This window comes from Streptomyces sp. SID5785 (assembly GCF_009870065.1).
In the GTDB taxonomy this organism is placed as follows: domain Bacteria; phylum Actinomycetota; class Actinomycetes; order Streptomycetales; family Streptomycetaceae; genus Streptomyces.
Map to the genome: position 1 here is coordinate 1 of NZ_WWIA01001108.1, position 4006 is coordinate 4006.

General features: G+C 74.7%; 5 protein-coding genes. 2 read left to right on the forward strand and 3 right to left on the reverse strand.

Translation table 11 applies throughout. The annotated features are described in order from the left end of the window. Both GTW43_RS36050 and GTW43_RS36055 read right to left on the reverse strand, forming a co-directional pair. On the reverse strand, nucleotides 1–324 hold a 324-nt coding region (locus GTW43_RS36050), incomplete at its 3' end, for an aldo/keto reductase (RefSeq protein WP_161306190.1). Nucleotides 325–396: 72 nt separating this feature from the next. Continuing rightward, nucleotides 397–1329 (reverse strand): AraC family transcriptional regulator, encoded by a 933-nt coding sequence (locus tag GTW43_RS36055; RefSeq protein WP_161306191.1) that lies wholly within the window; start codon nucleotides 1327–1329, stop codon nucleotides 397–399. A 118-nt stretch (nucleotides 1330–1447) separates the two neighbouring features. Between GTW43_RS36055 and GTW43_RS36060 the strand changes: the two genes are divergently transcribed. Beyond that, nucleotides 1448–2407, forward strand: coding sequence for an SDR family NAD(P)-dependent oxidoreductase (locus tag GTW43_RS36060; protein ID WP_161306192.1), 960 nt, complete (start codon nucleotides 1448–1450; stop codon nucleotides 2405–2407). Here the strand turns inward: GTW43_RS36060 and GTW43_RS36065 are convergent, their stop codons facing one another. Continuing rightward, a complete protein-coding gene (locus GTW43_RS36065; protein ID WP_161306193.1) occupies nucleotides 2408–2824 on the reverse strand; it encodes a nuclear transport factor 2 family protein in 417 nt (138 codons plus the stop codon). A gap of 462 nt (nucleotides 2825–3286) precedes the next feature. Here GTW43_RS36065 and GTW43_RS36070 point away from each other — a divergent pair. Next, the coding region (locus tag GTW43_RS36070; RefSeq protein ID WP_161306194.1) for a TauD/TfdA family dioxygenase at nucleotides 3287–4006 on the forward strand (720 nt) is incomplete at its 3' end.

Sequence of the window (4006 nt, forward strand, 5' to 3'; positions counted from 1 at the left end):
GATCAGGTACAGGTCGACGTGGTCGAGGCCCAGGCGGGCGCGGGACTCCTCGAAGGAGGCGAGGGTCGACTCGTAACCGTGGTGGCGGCCCGGGAGCTTCGTCGTGACGACGATCTCGTCCCGCGGGACTCCGCTGCGGGCGATGCCCCGGCCCGTGCCCGTCTCGTTGCGGTAGTTGGTCGCGGTGTCGATGAGCCGATAGCCCTGCTCCAGGGCTCCGGCCACGGCCTTCTCGGCCTCCGCGTCGTCCATCGGATAGGTCCCCAGCCCCACGGCGGGCAGGGTCGTACGGTCGTTGAGCGTGTGAACCGGAACGGCTGTCACGGTCGCCTCTTCCTCCGCTGCGGTACGGACCGCCCAGCATAGGCACGCGTCGGGGGCGCTCCGGGTGGGCGCTCAGGCCGCGGCGCGCTCGGCGCGCGCGTCGGACCCGCGCCGGTAGTCGGCCGGGGTGACGCCGAGAGTGCGCTTGAAGGCGACGCTCAGCGCGCTCTCGGAGCCGTAGCCGACGCCGCGGGCGATCACGGCGAGGGTGGCGTCGCTCGCGCGCAGCCGGCGGGCGGCCAGCTCGATGCGCCAGCGAGTCAGGTACTCCAACGGACCCTGCCCCACACCGGACTTGAAGCGGGCCGCGAGGGTGGAGCGGGAGACCGCGCAGGTGCGGGCGAGGTCGGCGACGGTCCAGGCACGCGCCGGGTCGGCGTGCAGCGCGCTCAGGGCGGTGGCGACGAGCGGATCGGCGAGACCGGCCAGCCACCCCGTGGTGGTGTGCGGCGCGCGGGCCGCCTCCAGGCGCAGGACGTGGACGAGCATGACCACCGCGAGGTGTTCCGCGACGAGCGTGGAGGCCATCGGCCGGTGCGTGAGCTCGTTCTCGATGGCGGTCAGAGCCCAGCGCACCGTCTGCGCGTGTGCCGTGCCGGCCGGGACGTGGACCACCGGGGGCAGCCGGTCGAGCAGCAGTTCCTGGGCGCGGGCCCCGAAGGAGAACCGGCCGCCGACCAGGCGTGTGCCGTCGCCGTCGCCCGCGCGGGCGACGCCGTCGCGGGCCGCGGCGAAGAGCGGTCCCGCGGGCGCGGCAAGGGCCTCCGGGTCGCTGCGCAGGGTGAACGGGTGCGGCCCGGTGAGCAGGTAGCAGTCGCCCTCGGCCAGGCGCAGCGGGGTGTCGAGCCCGTCGGCCTCGAGCAGGCACGTGCCGCGCCGCACCGCGTTGAACTTGACGCCCTCGGGCGGCTCGAACCGCACGGCCCAGCGCCCGCCGGCCAGCAGTCCGGCGGAGAGGTGGGCGCGCACGTCCAGCAGGGTGAGCACGTCTTCGAGGGGGTCCACGTCTCCTCCGGCGGCTTCGTCGTTCTCCACTCCCCCGGGCGCCGATTCTGGACGCTCGCTGAAGTGATCCGGACCTTCGAGCATAGTGCGTCCAGACGGCGCGCCCTAGCGTGGACGTATGACAGACAAGCTCCTGACCACACCGTTCACCGACCGCGCGACCGCCGGCGAGGTGCTCGCGGGCGTCGACCTCTCCGGCCGCCGGGCCGTCGTCACGGGCGGTGCCTCGGGTATCGGCGCCGAGACCGTGCGGGCGCTGGCAGGCGCCGGGGCCGAGGTCACGATCGCGGCGCGGCGCCCGGACGCGGCCGCGCCGCTGGTCCGTGACCTGGCGGCCCTGCCCGGCGCCGGACCGGTGCGCGCGGCCCCTCTCGACCTGTCCGAACCAGCCTCGGTGGACCGCTTCGTCCGGGACTGGGACGGGCCGCTGGACATGCTCGTGGCGAACGCCGGGATCATGGCGCTCCCCGAGCGGGTGCTCGCGCCGTCCGGCTGGGAGATGCAGCTCGCCACCAACCACCTGGGGCACTTCGCCCTCGTCACCGGCCTGCACACCGCCCTGCGCGCGTCCGGCTCCGCCCGCGTGACGGTCGTCAGCTCCGGGGCCCACCGCGACACACCGTTCGATTTCGCCGACCCGCACTTCACGCGGCGCCCGTACGACCCGTGGACCGCGTACGGCCGGTCCAAGACCGCCGGGGTGCTGCTCGCGGTGGGGGTCGGCCGCCGGATGGGGGACGGGATCACCGCCAACGCCCTCAATCCGGGCTACATCCTCACGCGGCTCCAGCGGCACCTGGACGACGACACGATGCGCGCGTTCGGGGTCATGGACGCGGACGGGAACCTGACGCCCCTGCCGTTCTACAAGAGCCCGGCGCAGGGCGCCGCCACGTCCGTCCTGCTGGCGGCCTCACCCCTGCTCGACGGCGTCACGGGGCGCTACTTCGAGGACAACCAGGAGGCCCGCACGGTGCGGGGCGACGAGGACCGGCCGGGCGGCGTGGCCGGCCACGCCCTCGACCCGGTGGCCGCCGACCGTCTCTGGGAGGTCGCCGAGGCGGCCCTGCGCGGCTGATCACGCGTCGAGGGCGGCCTGCGCGACGGCGTACGTGTCCTCGTACAGGTGATAGCGGGTGATGCGGCCGTCCCGGACCGTGGTGTGCAGGGCGAACGCGGTGTCGATCTCCCGCCCCGTCCTCCTGACCTCGGAGCGCATCCGCCCGAAGAGCACCACGTCGTCGCCCGCGGCCACGACCTGGCGCAGCTCCATCTCCTTGGCCTCCACGTGCCGGCCGAGCAGCTCGAAGAAGGTGCGCATGCCGTCGGCCGAGTCCACCTCGGGAACCCACGGGATGCCGGGCGGGTGCGGGATCGAGAACGACAGCGCGTCCGCGAAGAGGGCCGCCGCCTCGGCGGTCCTCCCCTCGGCGAGAAGCGGGAACAAGCGGCGCACGGTCTCTTCGGGCGTCTCTTCGGGCGTCTGCGCTGTCATGCCCGGTGACGCTACTCGCCTCGCCCCGTGCTCGCAGGCTGGGCGGGCACACGCCGCAACTCCTCCCGCCGCACCCCCTCTTGGGCCCGCGCCCGCTCGCGGCGCGGCTCCCCGCCCGTGCGCATGACGCACCCGTGCGCCACCACGCCCGCATTACGGCGGTGTGAAACCCGCCGGATCCGCCTTGACCTGGGCTCACGCGGTCGGTCAGGCTCCTGGACATGACCGCGACGCTCGTGCTCGTTCCGCGGCTCCACGTCGACCTGGGGCGCTGCGCCTCGGCGGCGTGTCCCTGTCCCGCCGGGTGACCACTCCCCGACCTCCGGCCGCCCGGGCGCTCGCCGCCCGTGTGCCCGCGCCGCACGCCGTGCCACGTCCGCACGCCGTGCTCCCTCCGCCCCGAGCAGCACCACCGATCGCCGTCGGCACTCGCCGCCGCGCGGCCCGTCGAAGGGTTCCCCCATGACTTCCGCACCGCCCGCCGCGAGCCCGGCCGGCCCCGCTCCGGCCACCGGCGTCACCGTCGAGAAGATCGGCGGCCGCATCGGCGCGCTCGTCTCCGGAGTCCGCCTCGGCGGCGACCTCGACCGGACCACCGCGGACGCGCTGCGCGCCGCGATCCTGCGGCACAAGGTCGTCTTCCTGCGCGACCAGCACCACCTCGATCCGGCCGGCCACGAGGCGTTCGCCCGGCTGCTCGGCACCCCGGTCGCCCACCCCACCGTGCCGTCCGTCGACGGCCGGTACGCCCTGGGCATCGACAACGACCACGGCGGCCGCGCCAACCAGTGGCACACGGACGTCACGTTCGTGCCCGCCTATCCCGCCTTCTCCATCCTGCGCGCCGAGGTCGTCCCGCCCTACGGCGGCAACACCCTGTGGTCCAACACGGCCGCCGCCTACGCGGGCCTGCCCGAGCCGCTGCGCGTGCTCGCCGACAGTCTGCACGGCGTGCACACCAACGACTACGACTACGCGGCCACCCGCCCCGGCGCCTCGCCCGCCGAGTTCGCGCAGCACCGCGAGGTGTTCACGGCCGTCACGTTCCGCACCGAGCACCCCGTCGTGCGCGTCCACCCCGAGACCGGCGAACGCGCCCTGGTGCTGGGCACGTTCCTGCAGAAGCTCAGCGGGCTCGGGGCGCGGGACTCCCGCGCCCTGATCGACGTCCTGCAGTCGCAC